Origin of the sequence: uncultured Campylobacter sp. (genome assembly GCF_937890585.1) — a bacterium.
Taxonomy (GTDB): domain Bacteria; phylum Campylobacterota; class Campylobacteria; order Campylobacterales; family Campylobacteraceae; genus Campylobacter_A.
The window spans coordinates 1-2,299 of record NZ_CALACG010000091.1; the positions used below are offsets into that span (position 1 = coordinate 1).

Genomic DNA, 2,299 nt, shown 5'->3' on the forward strand with positions numbered 1-2,299 from the left:
ATACAATTTATATGCTTGTTATAGTTTATAATTAAGCTGTTGCCCTATTTTACTTTTTTTATGACGTAATTTGCAGATTTTTGGCATGTAAGCACGATGATTTGTATAGGTTTGTTGATTGTTTAAACATACATTTTTGACACTCATTTTAAGCATGCTAGCTGGATTGCCATTATTACCGGCTTCTCAGTACGCGATATTTATGTCGTGGCTTTTTATAAATTGACCACTTTTAGCCTTTTGATATCAGTAGCCTGTTTGGCCGCGCCGTATTCTTACGCCCAAAATTTGGTTTTTTGGAATATATAAGTTTTAAAAAATCTAGAGAGAAGACTTATATTTATTTTACTTATTTTAAAATTTAGAAGCAATATATTGTGTTATAAAGAGTGTAATACTAACTTTATTAAATTTAACATCATTTTAGACAAAAAGTTCACACATATATTAAGCTAAAAGAGAAGTATTAAGTTATATTATTTTCTTAAGATTTATCAAATTTCTTTAAAGGAGAGCGTATGAAACTAGCATTTTCAAAAGCTGTCTTGGTGGCAGCTGGTGTTGCATTATTTGCAGGCTCACTCTTAAATGCAGAGGATAAATTTAGCCCTGTTATTGTCATACATGGTGGCACTAGTGGACTTGAGCTTACTAAAGATGAGTTTAAAGTGCGCGAAGAGCCTATGAAAAAGGCGCTTTTAGCTGGCCAAGCAGTGCTTGAAAAGGGCGGTAGTGCCATGGATGCGGTAACAGCAGCCATTATGGTGTTAGAAGACGATCCAAATTTTAACGCTGGCAAGGGCGCAGTATTTACAGCAGATGGCTTTAATGAGCTAGACGCTTCTATTATGGACGGCTCTACTAAAAAAGCAGGCGCAGTCGCAATGGCAAGGCATATCAAAAACCCAATCCTTGGTGCAAGAGTCGTCATGGACAAGACTTGGCACACTCTTGTTGCTGGTGAGGGAGCTGACAAGCTAGCTAAAGAAAACGGCCTAGAGATGGTTGATCAAAAGTACTTTTTCACGCAGTTTAGATATGACGCACTCCAAAGAGCTAAAGAGAAACAAAAGCTCATGCTTGATAGTGAAAAAACAAAGAAAACTTCTCTAAATTTATATGAGCGTCCATATCTTGGTACTGTTGGAGCGATAGCACTTGATAAAAATGGCAACCTAGCCGCAGCAACCAGCACTGGTGGCATGACAAATAAAATGACTGGCCGTATAGGCGATAGTCCTATAATTGGCTCTGGAACATATGCAGATAACGACTCAGTGGCTGTTTCTTGCACAGGCACAGGCGATATCTATATGCGTGTAAATGCAGCTCACGAGGTCTCAGCTCTTTATAAATACAAAACCCAAGATGTGCAAAAAGCAGCTGAAGATGCCGTAGCTCAGGTAAAAGCCCTAGGTGGTAGCGGTGGTATCATCTCTATCGATAAATCTGGTAAAACTGGCTTTGCTTGGACTAAAGATAAGCTTGGTATGTATCATGGTGAGGCTAGACTTGGAGCTAAACCAGTCATTTACTGGCCACTTGGCGAGAAATGATTAGATGGCTAGGCCAGATACTATCTGGCCTAGTTTTTAAAGGGAGAAAGTTTATTAAAATATATAAATTGCTCCAAGAACAATAAATGCTCTTAGGCAAAAACCGCCGATTAAAACACCATATTCATTATATACGCAGGATTTGATACCTTCGCTGATATTTAAATTTTGACTGGTTTTTAGCCTACCTTTATAAAATTCTCTTGATTTTTAAAAAACGGTTTTAGCCCCTCATAAGCTGCTTGGATCTTTTTAAATTTAGCGTTGTACTCGTTTTTGATGCTTTCGCTCTTGTTTGAGTGCCTGTCTGGGTGGTAAATTTTAGCAAGGGCTAGGTAGCTATCTCTTACGGTTTCGAAGCTATCTTTACCCGAACAGCCTAAAATTTCAAAATTTTCTTCTAGTAAATTTGCTAAAGCGCTGAAGCGACTTTTAAATTTGGCTGAGTTTTGGATCTTGTAGTTTCTCTTGAACTCTTTAAATTTGCTCTCGTTGTAGTTAAAATTTACTATAAATTTTAGATGTTCGCGTCTTGAAATGATCTCTTCTATCAAGTCAAAATCGCTATCTTTTTTTATCTTTAGGCTAAATGTATGATTTTTCTCATCAAATTTAGACTCATTACTTTTAAAATTTTGCAATATATAACTAGCAAAAGCTCTTGGAGTGTTGTTTAGCGTAAAGATCATCTCGCCATATAAAAAGTCAATATCTGTCTCTTATACACATCTGACGCTGCCGAC

2 protein-coding genes are annotated in these 2,299 nt (G+C 37.0%); one reads left to right on the forward strand and one right to left on the reverse strand.

All coding sequences use genetic code 11. The features are described from left to right. Positions 1 to 518: 518 nt before the first annotated feature. The gene (locus Q0296_RS02555; protein WP_298036162.1) at positions 519 to 1,556 is read left to right on the forward strand and encodes an isoaspartyl peptidase/L-asparaginase family protein; all 1,038 of its coding nucleotides are present in this window, start codon (positions 519 to 521) and stop codon (positions 1,554 to 1,556) included. Positions 1,557 to 1,735: 179 nt separating this feature from the next. Here Q0296_RS02555 and Q0296_RS02560 read toward each other — a convergent pair whose 3' ends face one another. Beyond that, the gene (locus Q0296_RS02560) at positions 1,736 to 2,266 is read right to left on the reverse strand and encodes an adenylosuccinate lyase (RefSeq protein WP_298036165.1); all 531 of its coding nucleotides are present in this window, start codon (positions 2,264 to 2,266) and stop codon (positions 1,736 to 1,738) included. Positions 2,267 to 2,299 lie beyond the last annotated feature (33 nt).